At 64.4% G+C, this 19,030-nt stretch carries 16 protein-coding genes; 9 read left to right on the forward strand and 7 right to left on the reverse strand.

Annotated elements, in window-relative coordinates:
• Positions 1–89: 89 nt before the first annotated feature.
• The gene (locus R6G97_RS18715) at positions 90–977 is read right to left on the reverse strand and encodes an EamA family transporter (RefSeq protein ID WP_043211640.1); all 888 of its coding nucleotides are present in this window, start codon (positions 975–977) and stop codon (positions 90–92) included.
• Between the two features lie 258 nt (positions 978–1,235).
• On the opposite strand from R6G97_RS18715, the gene R6G97_RS18720 reads away from it, so the two are divergent.
• Entirely contained in the window at positions 1,236–2,633 is a 1,398-nt protein-coding gene (locus R6G97_RS18720) for a purine-cytosine permease family protein (protein ID WP_182943092.1), read from the forward strand.
• A gap of 92 nt (positions 2,634–2,725) precedes the next feature.
• On the opposite strand, the gene R6G97_RS18725 is transcribed toward R6G97_RS18720, so the two are convergent.
• Together R6G97_RS18725 and R6G97_RS18730 are read right to left on the reverse strand one after the other, a co-directional pair.
• On the reverse strand, positions 2,726–3,544 hold the full coding sequence (locus R6G97_RS18725; RefSeq protein WP_269475539.1) for a class II aldolase/adducin family protein: 819 nt from the start codon (positions 3,542–3,544) through the stop codon (positions 2,726–2,728).
• A 36-nt stretch (positions 3,545–3,580) separates the two neighbouring features.
• Entirely contained in the window at positions 3,581–4,624 is a 1,044-nt protein-coding gene (locus R6G97_RS18730) for an ABC transporter substrate-binding protein (RefSeq protein ID WP_102081882.1), read from the reverse strand.
• Between the two features lie 189 nt (positions 4,625–4,813).
• On the opposite strand from R6G97_RS18730, the gene R6G97_RS18735 reads away from it, so the two are divergent.
• The 4 genes from R6G97_RS18735 (at position 4,814) to R6G97_RS18750 (ending at position 10,025) form a co-directional block, all read left to right on the forward strand.
• Positions 4,814–6,766, forward strand: a complete 1,953-nt coding sequence (locus tag R6G97_RS18735; RefSeq protein ID WP_043211636.1) for an oxidoreductase — start codon at positions 4,814–4,816, stop codon at positions 6,764–6,766.
• Between the two features lie 40 nt (positions 6,767–6,806).
• Positions 6,807–7,412 carry a cupin domain-containing protein gene (locus tag R6G97_RS18740; RefSeq protein WP_043211635.1) on the forward strand — a complete coding sequence of 202 codons (606 nt, stop codon included), beginning with the start codon at positions 6,807–6,809 and terminating at the stop codon, positions 7,410–7,412.
• 92 nt (positions 7,413–7,504) lie between these two features.
• Positions 7,505–8,812 carry a substrate-binding domain-containing protein gene (locus tag R6G97_RS18745; protein ID WP_182815266.1) on the forward strand — a complete coding sequence of 436 codons (1,308 nt, stop codon included), beginning with the start codon at positions 7,505–7,507 and terminating at the stop codon, positions 8,810–8,812.
• Between the two features lie 163 nt (positions 8,813–8,975).
• Entirely contained in the window at positions 8,976–10,025 is a 1,050-nt protein-coding gene (locus tag R6G97_RS18750) for a TerC family protein (RefSeq protein ID WP_317847347.1), read from the forward strand.
• Positions 10,026–10,056: 31 nt separating this feature from the next.
• Here the strand turns inward: R6G97_RS18750 and R6G97_RS18755 are convergent, their stop codons facing one another.
• A complete protein-coding gene (locus R6G97_RS18755; RefSeq protein ID WP_043211633.1) occupies positions 10,057–11,286 on the reverse strand; it encodes an acyl-CoA dehydrogenase in 1,230 nt (409 codons plus the stop codon).
• A 139-nt stretch (positions 11,287–11,425) separates the two neighbouring features.
• Between R6G97_RS18755 and R6G97_RS18760 the strand changes: the two genes are divergently transcribed.
• The 3 genes from R6G97_RS18760 to R6G97_RS18770 all read left to right on the forward strand — a co-directional run bounded on the left by R6G97_RS18760 (position 11,426) and on the right by R6G97_RS18770 (position 15,299).
• Positions 11,426–12,352 (forward strand): LysR family transcriptional regulator, encoded by a 927-nt coding sequence (locus tag R6G97_RS18760; protein ID WP_043211632.1) that lies wholly within the window; start codon positions 11,426–11,428, stop codon positions 12,350–12,352.
• A 185-nt stretch (positions 12,353–12,537) separates the two neighbouring features.
• The gene (locus tag R6G97_RS18765; RefSeq protein ID WP_182815272.1) at positions 12,538–13,692 is read left to right on the forward strand and encodes a cysteine desulfurase family protein; all 1,155 of its coding nucleotides are present in this window, start codon (positions 12,538–12,540) and stop codon (positions 13,690–13,692) included.
• 146 nt (positions 13,693–13,838) lie between these two features.
• Entirely contained in the window at positions 13,839–15,299 is a 1,461-nt protein-coding gene (locus R6G97_RS18770) for an MFS transporter (RefSeq protein WP_317847348.1), read from the forward strand.
• 9 nt (positions 15,300–15,308) lie between these two features.
• Here R6G97_RS18770 and R6G97_RS18775 read toward each other — a convergent pair whose 3' ends face one another.
• A complete protein-coding gene (locus R6G97_RS18775; protein ID WP_043211626.1) occupies positions 15,309–15,962 on the reverse strand; it encodes an oxygen-insensitive NAD(P)H-dependent nitroreductase NfsB in 654 nt (217 codons plus the stop codon).
• A 102-nt stretch (positions 15,963–16,064) separates the two neighbouring features.
• On the opposite strand from R6G97_RS18775, the gene R6G97_RS18780 reads away from it, so the two are divergent.
• The gene (locus R6G97_RS18780; protein ID WP_317847349.1) at positions 16,065–16,961 is read left to right on the forward strand and encodes a LysR family transcriptional regulator; all 897 of its coding nucleotides are present in this window, start codon (positions 16,065–16,067) and stop codon (positions 16,959–16,961) included.
• A 57-nt stretch (positions 16,962–17,018) separates the two neighbouring features.
• Here the strand turns inward: R6G97_RS18780 and R6G97_RS18785 are convergent, their stop codons facing one another.
• Together R6G97_RS18785 and thpR are read right to left on the reverse strand one after the other, a co-directional pair.
• Entirely contained in the window at positions 17,019–18,218 is a 1,200-nt protein-coding gene (locus R6G97_RS18785; RefSeq protein ID WP_070571403.1) for a sugar transporter, read from the reverse strand.
• Positions 18,219–18,366: 148 nt separating this feature from the next.
• Positions 18,367–18,912 (reverse strand): RNA 2',3'-cyclic phosphodiesterase, encoded by a 546-nt coding sequence (gene thpR / locus R6G97_RS18790; RefSeq protein ID WP_182815279.1) that lies wholly within the window; start codon positions 18,910–18,912, stop codon positions 18,367–18,369.
• Positions 18,913–19,030 lie beyond the last annotated feature (118 nt).

Here is a 19,030-nt window from a genome sequence, read left to right on the forward strand (position 1 = left end):
TCGTCCCAACAGCAGAACAATTGCAACCGGGTTGGCGGTCATCGTTGTCGGAGCGGGCTTACCCGCCAACACGCCACCGCCGACCTCACTCATTGTGCCGTGGCCGCCCGCAACCGCTGTCCCAGCCGCGGCCCGAACACATTGATCAGCAGCCCCGCCATCACCAGCAACGCGCCCCAACCCTGCACCGCGCTCAAGCGCTCATCCAGCAGCCAGGCCGACGAACTCAAGCCAATCACCGGCACCAGCAACGAGAACGGCGCCACCTTGCCCGCCGGATGGCGCGACAACAGCGTGCTCCAGAGGCTATAGCCCAGCATGGTGGCGACGAAGGCCAAGTACGCCAGCGCCAACACCGAATTCAAGCCGAGGTTGGCCAATGCATGGCCAATGCGCTCCGGACCTTCGAGCCACCAGGACAACGCCAGAAACGGCAGCGGCGGGATCAGCCCGCCCCAGATCACCAAGGCCACCAGATCCACCGAGCCAAAGCGCCGGGTAATGATATTGCCCATCCCCCACATGGCCCCCGCGCACAGGGTCAACAGCAGCGCCAGCAACGGCACGTGGCTGCCATCTTCGCTGCCGATCAGCACCAACCCGCCCGCTGCCACCAGCAACCCCAGCACACTCGCCAAGCGCAGGCGCTCACCCAAAAACAGCGCGGCAAAACCCAAGGTGAAGAACGCCTGAGATTGCAGCACCAACGAGGCCAGCCCCGGTGGCATGCCGCTGTACATGGCCTGGAACAGGAACGCGAACTGTCCCAGGGAAATGGTCGCGCCGTAGGCGATCAACCAGCGCCAGGGAAGCTTCGGTCGCTTCACCAGCAGGATCGCCGGGAACGCCACCAGGGCGAAACGCAACGCACCGAGCAACATGGGCGGCAAGCCATCAAGGCCGACCTTGATGACAACGAAGTTGACTCCCCAGGCGATGATCACCACCAGGGCGATCAGCAGGTCCTTGAGCGGCATTGCGGCTTCCTTCTTCAGGCGTTCTAGACATATTTCGTTACAGCATAAGGCCATTCTTTTTTCACCGACCAGCACAGTTGGGCACCGACCTTGCGCAACAGTCGTTCAAGCGAAGCGTCTGGCAAGCGTGTGTACCGCCACTCGTTACCTGTCAAGCTTCACTTGACCGACCTTGTCTATACATGCTCATATCTCGACACAGCCAGTCTTTGCCGATGGCTCGCCCGCCCCCCACAAAAACAAGTACGCGGAGTGCCCATGTCCAACAAACCCGTGATCGAACGGCGCTCGATCGACTACATCCCCGAAGCTGAACGCCATGGACGCGTGTACAGCCAGTTCACCCTCTGGCTGGGAGCCAACCTGCAGATTACCGCTATCGTGACCGGCGCCCTGGCCGTGGTGCTCGGCGGTGATGTGTTCTGGTCGCTTATCGGCCTGTTGATCGGGCAATTGGTCGGTGGCACGGTGATGGCGTTGCACGCCGCCCAAGGCCCGCGCCTGGGCCTGCCGCAGATGATTTCCAGTCGTGTACAGTTCGGGGTCTATGGCGCGGCCATCCCCATGGTGCTGGTGTGCCTGATGTACCTGGGCTTCACCGCCACCGGCACGGTGCTCTCCGGCCAGGCCATCGGCCAATTGATGAGCGTCAGCGACAGCACCGGCATCCTGATCTTCGCCAGCGTGATCGTGCTGGCCACCCTCGCCGGCTACCGGGTGATCCATTGGATCGGGCGCGTGGCCAGCGTGTTGGGGATCATCGCCTTCATCTACCTCTTCAGCCGCATCCTGATGCTGGCCGACATCGGCCAGTTGATGGACAACCGCCATTTCTCCTGGGCCTCGTTCCTGCTGGCCGTTTCGCTCGCCGCCTCCTGGCAGATCGCCTTCGGCCCGTATGTGGCGGATTACTCGCGCTACCTGCCCAGCAGCACTTCGCCGGTCAAGACCTTCCTCGCCGCCGGCCTGGGTTCAGTGATCGGCGCTCAAGCCTCGATGATCCTCGGTGTGTTCGCCGCCGCCATCGCCGGCGGCCAGTTCACCGGGCACGAAGTGGCCTATATCGTCGGCCTGGGCGGCGCAGGCACTACCGCGGCCCTGCTGTACTTCAGCATCGCCTTCGGCAAGGTGACCATTTCGACGCTGAACTCCTATGGCAGCTTCATGTGCATCGCCACCATCATCAGCGGGTTCCGTGGCCATCTGCAGATCAGCAGAGCGCAGCGCCTGGTGTTCGTCCTGGCTATCGTCGGTGCCGCGACCTTGGTCGCGCTGCTCGGCCAGCATTCGTTCCTGAGCGCGTTCAAGTCATTCATCCTGTTCCTGCTGACCTTCTTCGTGCCCTGGAGCGCGGTGAACCTGGTGGACTACTACTTCATCACCAAAGAGCGCTACGACATCCCCGCCCTGGCCGACCCTGAAGGGCGCTATGGCCGCTGGAACTGGCCTGGGATCATCGTCTACACCTTCGGTGTGCTGGTGCAGATGCCGTTCATCGACACCAAGCTGTACACCGGCCCCATGGTCGCCCACCTAGGCGGCGTGGATGTCTCCTGGCTGATCGGCCTGGTCGTGCCGAGCGTGCTGTACTACTGGGTCGCCCGTGGCCGCGCGGCGCAGGCACCGGCGCACATCATCGTGCCGGACGCTCGCTGACACCGGCGCCTTCGTCCCTTGGGCTGCTGTGCAGCCCATTGCAGGCTTCGCCGGCTCAACGACGCGCTACCCTGGGAGCCGGCGCTGGCGTCTCAGTCGCGATAATCCGGCGCCACCCGCTCCAGCAACCGCAGCAAGGCCTGCCAGGCCAACGCATTGCCGTCTGGGTCCGACAACTCCCCGGCTTTCAACGGCCGCGCCGGGGCATTGAACTGGCGCTCTGTATGCGCGCACACCTCGTGCGGCGGCACGATCACCTGCCCGGCCTGCAAGGCCGCCAACTGGATCTCGCAGGCTTTCTCCAGGTAGTACATGCGCATGAAGGCCTCGGCCACGCTGCTGCCGACGGTCAACAAACCATGGTTGCGCAGGATCATCACCGAGTGCTCGCCCAGGTCCGCCACCAGGCGCTGCTGCTCGTCCATGTCCAGGGCGATGCCTTCATAGGCGTGGTAGCCAACTCGGCCGTAGAACTCCATGGAAATCTGGTTGAGCGGCAGCAAGCCGCATTCGAGCGCCGCCACTGCGCAGCCAGCCCGGGTGTGGGTGTGCAACACGCACTGGGCGTCCTCGCGGGCGCCGTGAATGGCGCTGTGGATGACGAAACCGGCCGGGTTCACCGGGTAGGGCGTCGGCTCCACCGGATTGCCCTGCAAATCGATCTTCACCAGTTTCGAGGCCGTGATCTCATCGAACAGCAGGCCGTAGGGGTTGATCAGAAAATGATGCTCAGGCCCCGGCAAGCGCACGGAGATGTGGGTGAAGATCAGATCGGTCATGCGAAAGTGCGCGATCAGCCGGTAGCAGGCGGCCAGTTCCTGGCGCAGGGTCCGTTCGGAGGGGGTCATTGTTGTTGTCCTGGTTCGAGAATGTGAGAGGCCGAGGTCTGTTCGGCGCTCCGATTTACCCACGAAGGCCGCGAAGCGGCCTTGGGGATTGAATCTACCTCACTTGCTGGCCCATGCGTTGAAGCGCTGCTCCAGCTCCTCGCCATGGTCAACCCAGAACTCGACATTCATCGCCAGCGCGCCCTTTAGGTTTTCCGGTGAAGTCGGCACCCAGCTGGCCAACGCAGGATCGAGCCTGGCTGCGGCCTGAGTGTTGGTCGGGCCATAGGGGATCTGCTGCACATACCGCACTTGGGTATCTGGCTGGTTGGCATAGGCAATCAGACGCCGCGCCTGATCGACATGCTGGGAGCCCTTGATGATCGCCCAGTAATCCATGCCATACAGACTACCCGGCCACACCACCGCCAGCGGACTGCCCTGCTGGGCAGCGACGGCGATGCGGCCGCTGTAGGTGGAGGTCATCACCACATCGCCTGCTGTCAGCCACTGCGCGGGCTGGGCGCCGGCATCCCACCATTGGATGTAAGGCTTGAGTTCGGTGAGCTTGGCGAAGGCGCGCTCGACACCTGCCGGAGTAGACAGCACCTTGTAGACGTCCTCGACCTTCACGCCGTCGGCCAGTAGCGCGAACTCCAGGTTGTACACCGCACGTTTGCGCAGCCCGCGCTTGCCGGGAAACGTCTTCACATCCCAGAAATCCGCCCAGGACGTGGGCGCCTTGGCCAGCTTGTCGCGGTCATAGGCAATCGCCACGCTCCACACCAGCGCCGCCGAACCGCACGCCTGGGCCGCGTCCGGGATCAGCTCGGCGGCATGGCCCATCTGTTGCCAATCCAGGCGCTCGTAGATGCCTTCGTCACAGCCGCGCATGAGGTCCGGGCCTTCGATCTGCACCACGTCCCAATCGACATTCCCGGTATCGGCCATCACCTGGATCCGGGCCATCTCGCCGTTGTACTCGCTCTGGATCAGCTTGCTGCCATCCTGGGCGCTGAAAGGCTGGAAGATCGCCACGTCCTGGGCTTTCTGGCCCGCGCCGCCATAGCCGACCACGACCATCTGCGGCGCCGCCTGCGCACTGCCCAGGCCCAAGGCCAGAAGCACTGCGCACAATCCGGTCCTGCGGGGAAATGCTTGCATCGGTGGTTCCTCCTGCCGGTGCCTGGCCGGTGCAGCGCAGGCTCCGCTTTCTTGTTGTTGTGAGGGATGCCCCTGAGCGAGGGGTCGAGGGAACGCTAGACGCCAGCCAGTAAAAAAACAAGTTGATTTTTTACTGGCGCTACACTTTCATGGAAAAAACAAGAACGACAACCGACCGGAGCTGCGCGCATGTCGACCGCCTTCCCCCACCTGTTCGAACCGCTGCAGATCCGTGGCAAACGCCTGAAGAACCGCATCATGTCCACCGGACATGACACCTGCCTGCCCACCGACAACTTGGTCAACGACAAGCTCATTGCCTACCAGCGCGCCCGCGCCGAAGGCGGCGCCGGCCTGATCGTGCTGCAGGTGGCGGGGGTTCACGACAGCGCCCGCTACACCTCCCATGTGCTGATGGCCACCGACGATGCCTGCATCGACGGCTATCGCCGTCTGGCCGAGGCCTGCCACGCCCACGGCACCGTCGTGCTGTCACAGTTGTTCCACCCCGGGCGCGAGATCATGGAAACCGCCGATGGCCTGCTGGCAGTGGCCTACTCGGCCTCGGCGGTGCCCAACGAGCGTTTCCGGGTGATGCCTCGGGCGCTGGACCAGGCGATGATCGACGAGATCATCCAGGGCTACGCCAGTGCCGCCCGCCGCCTGCATCAGGCCGGGCTCGACGGCGTGGAAGTGGTAGCCAGTCATGGCTACCTGCCGGCGCAGTTCCTCAATCCGCGGGTCAATCGCCGCACCGACGGCTACAACGGCGGCCTCGAGCAACGCCTGCGCTTTGTGCGTGAAGTGCTGAGCGCCGTGCGCGCAGCCACCGACGAGCAATTCATCGTAGGCCTGCGCATCAGCGCCGACGAGCGCGACCCCGAAGGCCTGACCGAGGACGAATCCCTGGTGGCTGCCCAGGCCCTGCAGGGCGAGATCGACTACCTGCACATCGTCGCCGGCACCTCCGCCTCACAAGGCGGTGCGGTGCATATCGTTCCGCCCATGGCCATCGAGCCTGCGTATCTCGCCCGCGAAGCCGGCACGTTCAAGGCGCGCCTGGACATCCCGCTGTTCGTCACCGGACGCATCAACCAGCCCCAGGAGGCCGAGTTGATCCTGGCCCGCGGTCAGGCCGACGTCTGCGGCATGACCCGCGCGCTGATCTGCGACCCGCAGATGCCATCGAAGACCGAACGTGGTCAGGTTGAGGACGTGCGCGCCTGCATCGCCTGCAACCAGGCCTGTATCGGCCATTTCCATCGCGGCCTGCCGATCTCTTGCATCCAGCGTCCAGAGACCGGCCGCGAACTGCAATACGGCACGCTCACCCCCACCCAGGCGCCCAAGCGCGTGATGATCGCAGGCGGCGGCCCGGCCGGCATGAAAGCCGCGGCGGTCGCAGCGGCGCGCGGTCATGAGGTGACCCTGTACGAGGCCGGCCCACAGTTGGGTGGCCAGGTGCAATTGGCCCAGCTGCTGCCGCGTCGCAGCGAGTTCGGCGGCGCCAGCACCAACCTGCAACGGGAGATGGAACTGGCCGGCGTGCGCGTGGTGCGCAACACCCGCGTCGACCGGGCCTTGGTCGAACGCGAACGTCCCGATGTGGTGATCGCCGCCACCGGCGCCCGCCCGTACTGGCCCGAATTCGAACGCAGTGGCGACTTGCAGGTGGTCGATGCCTGGCAGGTGCTGCGCAACCAGGCCACCCTGGGACGCTCGGTGCTGGTGGTGGACTGGCGCAGCGACTGGATCGGCCCCGGCATCGCCGAGCGCCTGGTGCGCGAAGGCCATCAGGTGCAGCTGGCAGTCAATGGCACCCACTGTGGCGAGAGCTTGCCGCTGTACGTGCGCGACCAGATGGCCGGCGAGCTGCACCGCCTGGGCATCCCCATCACCCCCTATGCCCGGCTGTACGGCTGCGACGACAACACCGTCTACCTGCTGCACACCGCCAGTGGCGAACCGATGATCTTCGAAGAGATCGACACCCTGGTCCTGTGCCTGGGCCATCAACCGGTGGACACATTGGCCGAGGAACTGGCCGGTTTGGTTCAGGTGCGGCGCATCGGCGACTGCCTGGCACCGCGCACCGTCGAAGAAGCGATCCACGACGGCCTGACGGTTGCCTGGGCGCTCTGAGGCTGGTCATACTTCTGGCTTTTCCGATGGACCGACGTGCATGAGCCAGCAACCCCAGACGCCGCCGCCCGCCGCCGAAGACGGCGGCGCGGCCCCGCAGTTTCTCGGCACCCGCATCCGCGGCCTGCGCAAGCGCCGCGGCATGACCCTCGCCGAGCTGGCCAAGCAAAGCGAACTGACCGCCGGCTACATCAGCCAACTGGAGCGCAATCTCTCCTATCCCTCGATCCCGGCGCTGTTCAACATTGCCCGCAGCCTGGGCGTGACCATCCAGTGGTTCTTCGCCAGCGAGGCCAGCACCGCCCCTGAGGACCAAGGCTACGTGGTGCGGCGCAACAGCCGCCTGAGCGTGCATTACGAGGACGGTATCGTCGATCAGTTGCTCACCCCCCAGCCCAACCGGCAGCTCGAAATCCTCCATTCGCGCTTTCCCCCGGGCACCTACAGCCAGCAGAGCTACAGCCACGAGGGCGAGGAAGCCGGCTATTTGCTGTCCGGTAGCTTCGAGCTGTGGGTCGGCGAGCGGTATTTCCAACTCAACGAAGGGGACAGCTTCAGTTTCTCGAGCCAAGAGCCCCATCGTTATGGCAATCCCGGAGCAGTGGATGCCGTGGTGATCTGGGTGATCACGCCGCCGACATTCTGATCGGGCCCCTTTTCTCAGCCTCACGCCCTGTCATCTCCCGGTCACGCCACTGTCGTAATCTGCAGCGCATCTTTATGCCACAGGTCTCCGGCATGCCTCGCCTGTTCGCCTTGCTGTGCTGTCTGTTCCCCTTGTGGGCCCTCGCAGGGCCCGCGCAACTGCGCATCCAGGGCTCCAATACCATCGGCGCCGCCCTGACACCCGCGCTCATCCAAGGCCTGCTGGCGGCCCAAGGTGCCACTGCGGTCACTCAAACCCCGAGCCGCCAAGCCAACGAAACCGAAATTAACGCACTCGATGCCCAGGGCCAGCCTTTGCGCATCACCATCGCCGCCCACGGCTCGAGCACCGGCTTCACAGCCCTGGGCGATGGCCAAGCGGACCTGGCGGCCGCGTCCCGCCCCATCACCGACGACGAAGCCCGGCGTCTTCGGGCACTAGGCGATCTTCGCGGCAAAGGCGCCGAACAGGTCATCGGACTGGACGCAGTGGCGGTAATCGTTCACCCGGACAATCCGCTGGCCCAACTGACCACCGCGCAATTGGCCCAAGTGTTCTGCGGCCAGGTACGACGCTGGGAACAGCTCGGCGTGCCCGGCGGGGAGATCCGTCTGTATGCCCGTGACGATCGCTCCGGCACGTTGGAAACCTTCAAGGCTCTGGTGCTGGAGCCACGCCAGCAGACGCTGGCCGGTCAGGCGCAACGTTTCGAATCCAGCGAAGCGCTGGCCGAGCGGGTCAAGGCTGACCGCCAGGCCATCGGTTTCAGCAGCCTGGCCGCCGTGCATGGCGCCAAGGTGCTGGCCATCGCCGAAGGCGACGCGCCAGCCATGCTGCCTACCCCAACGCTGGTCGCCAGCGAGGATTATCCGCTGTCGCGCCGCTTGTTCTTCTACCTGCCTGCTCGCGCCGCCCCTTTGGCGGTCGCCCTGGCCGAGTACACCCAAACCCCCGCCGGGCAGGCCATCGTCGCCCGCCAAGGCTTCGTGGCCCAGCAGGTCAAAGCCCTGCCCGTACCCGCCCAGGCCGACATGCCGCCACGCTATCGGACCCTGGCCGCCGAGGCCCGGCGCCTGACCGTGAACTTTCGCTTCCAGCCCGGCAGCGCCAACCTGGACAACAAGGCGCTGCGCGACGTACGCCGGGTCGCAGACTACCTGCGCCAGGCCGGCAAGCTGCAGCACCAGGTGGTACTGGTGGGGTTTGGCGACCCCAAGGAAACCCAGGGCCGCGCCGCCCTGCTCTCGCGCCTGCGGGCCATGGCGGTGCGCCGCGAGCTCGCCCGCGATGGCGTGGAAATCAAGGAAGTGACCGGCATGGGCGACGAACTGCCTGTGGCCGACAACGACCAGGAACAAGGGCGGCTGCGCAATCGACGGGTGGAAGTGTGGGTGTACTGAAGGACTGGGCAGCCTCGCAAAGAAATGTAACAGCGCGCCATTCGGCAGGCTCACCGATCGGGACTACGCTCAAGCCTATGTGATACCGGGCCCCTCTGACGGCTACCCAGCCGCCATGTCGGATCACTGTTGCCATGCAACGTCGACATTAAAGGAGGGGCTCATGATGGCTCTGCACACATTCCTCACCACCCCGTTCCTCGGCACCAGCGCCTGGCTGTGGCTGGTCTTCATCGCTATCGTCATCGGCCTGCTGGTCCTGGACCTTGGCGTGCTCCACCGCAAGAACCGCGAGATTGAAATGCGCGAGAGCCTGCTGCTGTACGCCGGCTATTTCAGTGTCGGCGTGTTGTTCGGCGCGTGGGTCTGGTACGAGCTGGGCGCGCAGTCGGCGCTGGAGTTCTACACGGGGTTCCTGGTCGAACAATCGCTATCGATGGACAACGTGTTCGTCATGGCCATGATCTTCGGTTTCTTCGCCATTCCCCGCCGTTACCAGCACCGGGTACTGTTCTGGGGCATTCTCGGCGTGGTGGTCCTGAGGGCGATCATGATCGGCGTAGGTGCGGCGCTGGTGCAGCACTTTGCCTGGGTGCTCTACCTGTTCGGCGCCTTCCTGCTGTTCACGGGTGTAAAGATGGCTTTGGCTCGGCAGGAAAGCCACCCTGACCTTGCCAACAACCCGGTGCTACGCTTCGTACGTCGGCACATGCGGGTCACCGACCAAGTCCACGGCGCACACTTCTTCGTGCACCTCACCCCGCCCGGGCAGCACACCGCCGTGCGCCATGCGACGCCGCTGTTCCTGGCACTGGTACTGATCGAGTTGGCCGACCTGGTGTTCGCCGTCGACAGCGTCCCGGCGATCTTCGCCATCACCCAAGACCCGTTCGTCGTCTACACCTCGAACATCTTCGCCATCCTCGGTCTGCGCTCGCTGTACTTCGCCCTGGCGGCGCTGATGCACCGCTTCGTCTACCTCAAGTACGCCCTGGCGCTGGTGCTGGTGTTCATCGGCTGCAAGATCTTCTACCACGGCCTGGTGGGCAAGGTGCCCGCCTTGCTGTCGCTGGGCGTGACGTTCGGCTTGCTGCTCGGCGGGGTGCTGTTGTCACTGTTCAAGACCCGCGACCGGCATGACGACCCGGCGCAAGACCACCCGGACCTTGCAGAAAAAAACGAGCGCGCCGGTTCTCCCCCATCTGGTCCATAACCCGCCTCGGGGCCGCATAAGCGGCCCCAGTTCAGTGACCGCTACGCAGTAGCTCCTTGGGCACATGCTTGCCGATCTCGTACTTGCCCACCGCTGCCCGATGCACTTCGTCCGGCCCATCGGCCAGGCGCAGGGTGCGCTGCATGGCGTACATGTAGGCCAGCGGGAAGTCGCCACTGACACCGGCCCCGCCGTGGATCTGGATCGCCCGGTCGATCACCTTCAACGCCACGTTCGGCGCCACCACCTTGATCTGGGCGATCTCGCTGCGCGCGACCTTGTTGCCGACGGTGTCCATCATGTAGGCGGCCTTGAGGGTCAGCAGCCGCGCCATGTCGATCTCCATGCGCGAATCGGCGATCTTGTCGACATTGCCCCCCAACCGAGCCAGCGGTCTGCCGAACGCCGTGCGCTCGACGGCGCGCTTGCACATCAGCTCCAGGGCACGCTCGGCCATACCGATCGAGCGCATGCAGTGGTGGATGCGCCCAGGGCCCAGGCGACCCTGGGCGATCTCGAAGCCACGGCCCTCGCCCAGGATCACATTCTCATACGGCACCCGTACGTTCTCGAACAGCACCTCGGCATGGCCATGGGGCGCATCGTCGTAACCGAACACCGGCAACGGGCGGACGATCTTCACACCCGGCGTGTCGGTAGGCACCAAGATCATCGAGTGCTGCTGATGACGCGGCCCTTGCGGGTCGGACAAGCCCATGAAGATCATCACTTTGCAGCGCGGGTCGCAGGCACCGGAGGTCCACCACTTGCGCCCGTTGATCACCCACTGGTCACCCTCGCGCACGGCCGTGGCGGCCATGTTGGTGGCGTCGGAGGACGCAACGTCCGGCTCGGTCATGGCGAACGCCGAACGGATCTCGCCGCGCAGCAACGGCTCCAGCCATTGGCGCTTCTGCGCCTCGCTGCCATAGCGCACCAGCACCTCCATGTTGCCGGTATCGGGCGCCGAGCAATTGAACGGTTCCGGCCCCAGCAGCGAGCGCCCCATGATCTCGGCCAGGGGGGCGTATTCGAGGTTGGACAGGCCTGCGCCGTACTCCGACTCGGGTAAGAAGAGGTTCCACAGGCCTTCGGCGCGGGCCTTGGCCTTGAGTTCTTCCATGATTGCGGTGGGCTGCCAGCGATCGCCCTCGGCGACCTGGCGTTCGAACACCGGCTCCGCTGGGTAGACATAGGCGTCCATGAATGCCGTGACACGCTCACGCAATGCCTGGACCTTGGGCGAATAGGCGAAATCCATCAGGGCTACCTTCACAGGCTTGAGAACATGAGCCAGAGCCTAGAGCACCGAGGCGCTATCCACCTAGTCTATTTTCCGCGTGTATTAACATTCATAAGCAATATATGATCGGCCGATAATTCCTATAAAGAGCAGCGCCATGAACCTCAGCAAGGTCGACCTCAACCTGTTCATCGTCTTCGATGCCATCTACACCGAAGCCAACCTGACCCGTGCCGGGCAGATCGTCGGCATTACCCAGCCTGCCGTGTCCAACGCCCTCTCGCGCCTGCGCGAAACCTTCAACGACCCGCTGTTCGTGCGCACCGCCCAAGGCATGGTGCCCACACCAATGGCGCAGAACATCATCGGCCCAGTGCGCAACGCCCTGGCCTTGCTGCGCACCTCGGTGCAGGAAAGCCGTACCTTCAACCCGCAGCAGGCCAACAAGACCTTCCGCATCAGCATGACCGACCTCACCGAGGCGGTGATCCTGCCGCCGTTGTTCCAGCGCCTGCGGCGCCTGGCCCCGGCGCTGGTGATCGAAAGTTTCCTGTGCAAACGGCGCGAGACCACCAAGGAACTGGCCGCCGGTCACCTGGATTTCGCCGTGGACGCCCCGCTGAACATCGACCCGCAGGTGCGCCACGTCAAGCTCATGCAAGATCGCTTCGTTTGCGCAATGCGTCCCGGCCACCCACTGATCGAAGGCAAGCTCACGCTCGACAGCTACCTTGCCCTGACCCACATCCACATCTCCAGCCGCCGCAACGGCCTGGGCTATGTGGACCTGGCCCTGGGCAAAATGGGCCTGCAGCGCAAGATCGCCCTGCGCTCACAGCATTACTTGATGGCTTCGCAGGTATTGCAACAGACCGACATGGTGATGACCGTCCCCGAGCGCTTCGCCCGCCGCCATCAATTGCGCCACTTGCCGCTGCCGGTCGAAGTGCCGCCGCTGGAAACCCACTTGTACTGGCACGAAAGCACCGACCAGGACCCGGCCAACCGCTGGATGCGCGAGCAGATCATCGACCTGTGCGAACGGGTGACGACGGAAGAAGAAAAGCAGCCCCTCTCGGCCTGAAGCTCTGCTCGGAAGGCCTCCCGCTCCCTAGCTGGAGAAATTTTTCCTACACGAATCGATTCCAGAGAAAAATTGATCCTCAAGCCAGAGCACAATCGGCCAACAAGGCAAAAAGCATCTCCGCCCGCTGGGTACGATGGGACATCGATCGCCACTTCACGGCAACTTGCACGGACCCGCCCATCATGCCCAGCGCCCCCCTCTACTTCGACTACGCCGCCACCACTCCTGTCGATGCCCGCGTCATCGAGGCCATGATCACCTGCCTTGGCCACCAAGCGCATTTCGGCAACCCAGCATCCAGCGGCCATGTCTATGGCCAGGCCGCCCGCGAGCTCGTGGAACAGGCTCGCCGCCAGGTAGCCGAGCGCGTAGGCGCAGACCCGACCGACCTGGTCTGGACCTCCGGCGCCACCGAATCCAACAACCTAGCGCTCAAGGGCATTGCCCAAGGCGTCGGCCACCCAGGCCACCTGATCACCAGCGAACTGGAGCACAAAGCGGTGCTCGATACCGTGGCCGAGCTCGAACGTCTCGGTTGGACGGTCACGCGCCTGGCACCGGATGCACGCGGGCTGATCCAACCCCAGGCAGTACAGGCGGCGCTTCGCAACGACACCCGCCTGGTGTCGCTGATGGCGGTGAACAATGAACTGGGCACCCTTACCGATTTCGCCACCATCGGCGAACACGTGCGCGCCCATGGGGCCCTGTTGCACGTGGATGCCGCCCAGGCAGTGGGCAAGGTCGCCCTCGACCTCGCGCGTCAGGCGGTCGATCTGATGTCGTTCTCGGCGCATAAGGTCTATGGACCCAAGGGTATCGGTGCATTGTACGTCGGCCCGCGCGCACGCCCGGTGCTGCGCGCCCAGATGCACGGCGGTGGCCATGAGCGCGGCCTGCGGTCCGGGACCTTGGCGACCCACCAGATCGTCGGCATGGGCAGCGCCTTCGCCCTTGCCGGCGGGCCCGGCGACAGCGAGCACCAACGCATCGTCCAGCTCAGCGAACGCCTGCGCCGTGGCCTGCTCGCACTGCCCGGGGTGCGCCTCAATGGCTGCCCGCAACAACGCATTCCCCATACCTTGAACCTGTGCATCGACGCCAAGGGGTTCAACAGCGCGGCATTGGCCAGCGAACTGGCCCTGTCCTCGACTTCGGCGTGCAACTCGGCGAGCAATGCCGCTTCCCACGTCCTGCTGAGCCTGGGTCTGGACGAAGCCCAGGCACGCAACAGCGTGCGGATCAGCCTTGGGCGCTTCACCTGCGAGGCCGAGGTGGACAAGGCCATCGAGGTGTTCGGGCGGGTGGTGAACGCTGCATCTGTCGCCTTGTGGTGACAGTCCCGACCTGTTCGCGGGTAAACCCACTCCCACAGGCACAGCGGACCAGGTGGGGCGGGTTTACCCGCGAACTGAAATGAACTCCGCCCCCTGAAAAGAGCTCCACTGCCAGGCACACACCGCCAGCCTCGGAGCCCCTTCTGGTGACCCAACGCTCGCCCTGCTCTTCGACCGGGCGCCTTTACCATACTGACATTCCCGCCCGTCTCGACCGCCTGCCCTGGACCCGCTTTCATACACTGCTGGTGATAGCGCTGGGCATCACCTGGTTGCTGGACGGCCTGGAAGTCACCCTGGCAGGCTCGGTGTCAGGGGCCCTCAAAGACAGCCCGGCGCTGCACATGAGCAACACCGATATCGGTCTGGCTGGCGCCGCCTACATCGCCGGCGCCGTGCTCGGAGCCCTGCTCTTCGGCTGGCTGACCGACCGCCTGGGCCGGCGCAGGCTGTTCTTCGTCACCCTGGCGCTGTACATCGGCGCTACAGCGGCCACGGCGTTTTCGTGGAACCTGGCAAGTTTTCTACTGTTCCGGTTTCTCACCGGGGCCGGCATCGGTGGCGAGTACACCGCCATCAACTCGACCATCCAGGAGTTCACCCCCGCGCGCTATCGCGGCTGGGTGGATCTGGTGATCAACGGCACCTTCTGGCTGGGGGCTGCCTTGGGTGCGATCGGCGCGGTGATTCTGCTCGATCCGGCCTGGATCGGCGGCGATCTGGGCTGGCGACTGTGCTTCGGTATCGGTGCGCTGCTGGGCCTGGCGATTCTGCTAATGCGCCTATGGATCCCGGAGAGCCCGCGCTGGTTGATGGTCCACGGGCAACCCGAGCGCGCCGAACGCATCGTCAGCGACATCGAACACCAGCTGCGCGGATGTGGCGCCGTACTGCCATCCCTCGACGCCCCACCCTTGCGCCTGCGCACACGCGACCACACGCCCTTGGGCGAGGTCATGCACAGCCTGTTCGTCGTCCATCGACGCCGGGCCTTGGTCGGCCTGACGTTGCTCAGTGCCCAGGCGTTTTTCTACAACGCGATTTTCTTCACCTATGCACTGGTGCTCACCGATTTCTATGGCGTGCCGTCCGAGCGTATCGGCTGGTACGTGCTGCCGTTCGCCCTGGGCAATTTCTGCGGGCCGTTGCTGCTGGGGCGACTGTTCGATGTGTTGGGCCGGCGGGTGATGATCAGCACCACTTACCTGGTATCCGGTGTGCTGCTGGCCATCAGCGGGTATGGGTTCGAGCAAGGCCTGCTCGATGTCACGGAGCAAACGGCAGCCTGGATGGTGATTTTCTTTTTCGCCTCCGCCGCCGCCAGCTCCGCCTATCTCACCGTGTCCGAGACCTTTCCCCTGGAAATCCGTGCCTTGGCCATCGCCGTGTTCTATGCCTTCGGCACCGGGCTGGGCGGTTTGATCGGACCCGCGTTGTTCGGTGGATTGATCGAGACTGGCGAGCGCATCAACGTGTTGTACGGCTACCTGATCGGCGCAAGCCTGATGATAATCGCCGCGCTGGTGCAAGCACGCTGGGGCATCGCCGCCGAACGCCGCGCGCTGGAGCATGTGGCCAGGCCCTTGTCACAGGAGCCTGACGACTAGCCCCTCGGCTCAGAGGAAGGTGAACACCGTGGAAGCCGGCAGACGCGACTTGTTGAGCCCGGCATTGAAGTCCTGCTCGCTGCGATAGCCCAGGGCGAGCACCACCACACTGGTGAAACCCTGCTCGCGCAGGCCCAGTTCCGCATCCAGCACCTTGCTGTCGAACCCTTCGATAGGCGTTGCGTCCAGGCCATGGGCAGCGGCGCCGAGCAGCGCGGTGCCCAAGGCCAGGTAGGTCTGCTTCTCCATCCAGTGCTGCAGATCCTTCTGGTCGAAGCGGTGCAGATTCACATAGCCACGACGGCTGGCGTCCTGCCCGGCACGGGCCTGCTCGTCGCGGAATCGTCCATCGGCCTGTTCCTGCTCGAGCAAGGCATTCAGGTGCGCTTCGGTCATGTCGGTGCGGGTGCAGAACACGATCACATGGGAGGCGTCGAGGATTTTTGGCGAGTTGTAGGCAAAACGCCCATCAGCGGCCTTCGCCAGGCGCGCCTTGCCCTCGGCGCTGTCGGCGATGACGAAGTGCCAGGGCTGCGAGTTGACCGACGACGGGCTGTGGCGCAATTGTTCGAGCAGCGCATCGACAGTGGCCTGGGGAATGCGGCGTGCGGCATCGTAGGCTTTGGTGGTGTAGCGGCGCTTGGCCAGGGCAACGGTATCCATCAGGACAACTCCTCAAGAGAACGGATGTGTGGCGCATCTTATCTTTCCCGTTAAAAAGAAAAACCCGCACAATGCAGCAACACTTTCATCGCTGGAGTGAAAATGCTGCGTCTTACCGATCTCGAACTGTTCGTGCGTAGCAGCGCCTTGGGCAGCTTCACCGCCGCCGCCCATGAAGCGGGTCTGCTGCCGGGACAAATGGCGGCAGCGATCAAGCGCCTGGAGCGCGAGCTGGATGTGCGCCTGTTCGCCCGAACCACCCGCAGCCTGCGCCTGACCGCCGAGGGCGAGCTGTACCTGCCCACCGCCCAGAGCGTGCTGGACACCCTGCGCCAAGGGCGCGACAACCTGCACGGCGCACACAGCAGCCTGCGTGGCGTGCTGCAGGTGTCGGCGCCTTCGGACCTTGGGCGCAACATCCTGCTGCCCTGGCTCAGTGCGTTTCGCCGCGAACACCCAGAACTGAGCCTGCGGTTCTTTCTTTCCGACCAGGTCGCCGACTTTTCCCGCGATCCGGTGGATGTGGCTATTCGCTACGGCCTGAACGCCGAGGCCAACTACATTGCCCTGCCCCTGGCGCCCTGGAACCGTCGGGTACTGGTGGCCTCCCCTGACTACCTGGCCCGCCACGGCCGTCCGCGCACGCCCGAAGAGCTCCAGCAGCATGCCTGCCTGCTCTACTTGCAACTGGGGCGGGTCTACGACAAATGGCGCTTGGGCAGCCGCACCGTACAGGTACGCGGCCCACTGTTCAGCGACGATGCCGACGTGGTGCGGCGCTGGGCCCTGGAAGGCGAAGGGATCGTCTATAAGTCATGGCTGGATGTGAGTGCCAACGTGGCGGCGGGCGAGCTGGAAATCCTGATGCCCGAGCACCCCGGCGAGCCCACACCCGTGACTCTGGTGTGCCCCCACCGCAAGCAATTGTCGCCTGCGGTTTCGCAGTTGCATCTGTGGCTACGCGAGCGCTTCGCGGCGTTGCAGCCCGACGACACTTGATGCGATCAGCCTGCTCAGCACCGTCTGCTTCGCCGCCGGATTCAAGAGCGCCTGCGTCTACTTGCCTAACGCCTGGCGAAACCGCGCCGTACTCGCCGCCGCCAGCACCAGCCCCACCACCGCAACGCTGCCACCGACCACGCCGATGTACGCCACATCCAGTTGGCTGCTGACGATACTCCCCAGCAGGGCACCACCGCCGATGCCGATGTTGTAGATCCCCGAGAACAGCGCCATGGCCACATCGGTGGCGTCCGACGCCAGCTTCAGAGTCTTCGATTGCAACGACAGGCTGAAGCTCAGGATCGCCACGCCCCAGACCATGCTCAAGGCCGCGAACACATAGAAATTGCCCGACAGCGGCAGCAACAGCAGCAGGCACGCGGCCAGGGATGCGATGGCCGCCACCAGGAACCCATGGGGGAAGCGGTCGCTGTAGCGGCTGAACAACAGCGACCCGAACACCCCGGCCCCGCCGAACAGCAGCAGCAACAGCGTCGTGCGCTCGCCGCCGATCTGCGCCACGTGCAAGGCAAACGGCTCGATGTAGCTGTAGGCGGTGAACTGCGCGGTGATCACCAACGTCACCAGCAGGTAGGTGATCACCAGTGCCGGGCGTTTGAACAGGATCGGCAGGCTGCGCAGGGAACCGGAGTTCTGGCTCGGCAGCAGCGGCAGCGACTTCACCAGGCACAGCAAGGTGGCCAGTGCCACACCGGCAATGCTGAGGAAGGTCACCCGCCAGCCCAAAGCCTCGCCCACCACGCGTCCCAGCGGAATGCCCATGACCATGGCCAAGGTGGTACCGGTGGCCAACAGGCCCAGGGCCTTGGCCTGCTGGCCTGGGGGGGCCACGCGCACCGCCAGCGACGCGGTGATGGCCCAGAACACCGCATGGGACAGGGCAATGCCGATACGGCTGACCAGCAGCATGGCGAAGCTCTGGGACAGCCACGACAACAGGTGGCTGACGATGAACACCAGAAAGACGAACAACAGCAGGCGCCGACGCTCGATGTTGCGGGTGATCAGCATCATGGGCAACGAGGCCAGCGCCACTACCCAGGCATAGATGGTGAGCATCAGACCGACCTGGGCGGTGCTCATGTCGAAGCTGTGGCCAATGTCGCTGAGCAGCGCCACCGGTACGAACTCGGTGGTATTGAAGATGAAGGCCGCCAGCGCCAGGGCGATGACACTGAGCCAGCTGCCGCTTTGCGCGGTGGTGGGCAAGACGCTTGGAGTAGGTCCGTTCATGGATGGGTTGTTGATCTCCGCAGGCAAGACGAAAAGCCACACGCCACGTGCCGATGCTGGCCAGTGCCGTGCGGTTTGTTATTGAAAGGAATGCTCGGCATGGTACGCGTCAAGCCCCTGTCTCACAACCATGAAGCCTGTGCTGGCCTCAGCCTTCCAAAGGCCACTCGGCCAGTGGCCAATAGGCGCCCTTGCGCGACTCGTAGAGCACGAACGAGCGCGCGGCAAGGAAAAACTCCGGCGCCGTGGGAGACTCCGGCACCTGGGCGCGAAAATCGCGGGACAGCGTCAGGTGTGGCCGGTACTCGCGGGTCTGCTCGGCGACGCCCAACGGCAAGGCTGCCTGTTGCAGGGCGTAGACCAACTGACCCAAGGCCGGAGGCGTCTGCTGGGGCTCAAGGACCAAGACACTGGCGCGATGCCACACTTGTAGACGATCCAGCACCAGACGTATCGGCGCCTCTGGACGCTTGAGCTGATCCACGGCGGCGCACAGGGCGGGCACCTGGGCGACATCCACATCGCCTAGAAACAACAATGTCAGGTGAAAGTTCTGCGCCGGCACCGGCTTGCCACTGCGCAGCGCCAGCGCGCGCCGCCATTGGGCAATGGCGCGGCGCTGGGCATCGCTGACCGTCAGAGCGAAGAACAGGCGCTTGAAGGGCTGGCCCTTGTCGCGTTCGACGAATGCCATTGGTCATTCCCTCCTGGAAAAGGTCTAGGCCGGGGCACACGGCACGAACGGGGCTTATCGTACGATTGTCTGCCTGGCAATGTGAGATTAATTCTATAAAGCCGACGCATGATTGTTT

This window comes from Pseudomonas sp. HTZ2, from assembly GCF_033173945.1.
Classification (GTDB): domain Bacteria; phylum Pseudomonadota; class Gammaproteobacteria; order Pseudomonadales; family Pseudomonadaceae; genus Aquipseudomonas; species Aquipseudomonas guariconensis.

What these genes read in the sequence shown, in the direction of transcription:
- R6G97_RS18750 (WP_317847347.1), top strand. Translation starts at nt 8,976, where the DNA reads ATGATGGCTCTGCACACATTCCTCACCACCCCGTTCCTCGGCACCAGC.
- R6G97_RS18745 (WP_182815266.1), top strand. Translation starts at nt 7,505, where the DNA reads ATGCCTCGCCTGTTCGCCTTGCTGTGCTGTCTGTTCCCCTTGTGGGCC.
- R6G97_RS18715 (WP_043211640.1), bottom strand. Translation starts at nt 977, where the DNA reads ATGCCGCTCAAGGACCTGCTGATCGCCCTGGTGGTGATCATCGCCTGG.
- R6G97_RS18760 (WP_043211632.1), top strand. Translation starts at nt 11,426, where the DNA reads ATGAACCTCAGCAAGGTCGACCTCAACCTGTTCATCGTCTTCGATGCC.
- R6G97_RS18720 (WP_182943092.1), top strand. Translation starts at nt 1,236, where the DNA reads ATGTCCAACAAACCCGTGATCGAACGGCGCTCGATCGACTACATCCCC.
- R6G97_RS18765 (WP_182815272.1), top strand. Translation starts at nt 12,538, where the DNA reads ATGCCCAGCGCCCCCCTCTACTTCGACTACGCCGCCACCACTCCTGTC.
- R6G97_RS18755 (WP_043211633.1), bottom strand. Translation starts at nt 11,286, where the DNA reads ATGGATTTCGCCTATTCGCCCAAGGTCCAGGCATTGCGTGAGCGTGTC.
- R6G97_RS18785 (WP_070571403.1), bottom strand. Translation starts at nt 18,218, where the DNA reads ATGAACGGACCTACTCCAAGCGTCTTGCCCACCACCGCGCAAAGCGGC.
- R6G97_RS18735 (WP_043211636.1), top strand. Translation starts at nt 4,814, where the DNA reads ATGTCGACCGCCTTCCCCCACCTGTTCGAACCGCTGCAGATCCGTGGC.
- R6G97_RS18775 (WP_043211626.1), bottom strand. Translation starts at nt 15,962, where the DNA reads ATGGATACCGTTGCCCTGGCCAAGCGCCGCTACACCACCAAAGCCTAC.
- thpR (WP_182815279.1), bottom strand. Translation starts at nt 18,912, where the DNA reads ATGGCATTCGTCGAACGCGACAAGGGCCAGCCCTTCAAGCGCCTGTTC.
- R6G97_RS18730 (WP_102081882.1), bottom strand. Translation starts at nt 4,624, where the DNA reads ATGCAAGCATTTCCCCGCAGGACCGGATTGTGCGCAGTGCTTCTGGCC.
- R6G97_RS18740 (WP_043211635.1), top strand. Translation starts at nt 6,807, where the DNA reads ATGAGCCAGCAACCCCAGACGCCGCCGCCCGCCGCCGAAGACGGCGGC.
- R6G97_RS18780 (WP_317847349.1), top strand. Translation starts at nt 16,065, where the DNA reads ATGCTGCGTCTTACCGATCTCGAACTGTTCGTGCGTAGCAGCGCCTTG.